This window comes from Vibrio sp. 10N.222.48.A3 (assembly GCF_041475345.1).
GTDB lineage: Bacteria > Pseudomonadota > Gammaproteobacteria > Enterobacterales > Vibrionaceae > Vibrio > Vibrio tasmaniensis_A.
The window spans coordinates 1-520 of sequence record NZ_JBFRVX010001719.1 but is presented as its reverse complement, the minus strand read 5'-3'; the positions used below and the strand labels follow the sequence as shown (position 1 = coordinate 520).

The window sequence follows — 520 nt, the reverse complement described above, 5'->3', positions numbered from 1 at the left end:
CAATGGCACAAACCTTTGTTCCAGACATCAGCAATGGTGATAAGCGCATTCTTGTGGTTGACGGTGAACCAATGCCTTACTGCCTAGCGCGTATTCCTGCGAAAGGGGAAACTCGAGGTAACCTTGCTGCTGGCGGTACAGGTGAAGCTCGCCCGCTGAGTGAAACAGACTGGGCTATCGCAAGAGCAGTTGCACCGGCATTAAAAGAGAAAGGTTTAATCTTTGTAGGACTTGATGTTATCGGTGACAAACTGACTGAAATCAACGTGACAAGCCCTACTTGTATCCGTGAAATTGAAGCTGCTTTTGATATTTCGGTAACGGGAAAATTAATGGATGCAATCGAGCGTCGCGTTAACGCTAAATAGCCTAAACTAAAGAAAGCCTTAGCTATTCGAAAACACAAAAATATCTAGGCAAAGAACAATGAGCGGCTTTACGCCGCTCTTTTTCCTTTACTGGGAACACACTGGCAGGAGGCTCTATGAATTTAACGAACCACTTTCTGGTCGCTATGCCC

1 pseudogene is annotated in these 520 nt (G+C 45.8%); it reads left to right on the top strand.

Annotation, left to right across the window (positions count from 1 at the left end):
• Positions 1-368, top strand: a pseudogene (locus tag AB4653_RS28595) (glutathione synthase); the annotation flags it as partial.
• Positions 369-520 lie beyond the last annotated feature (152 nt).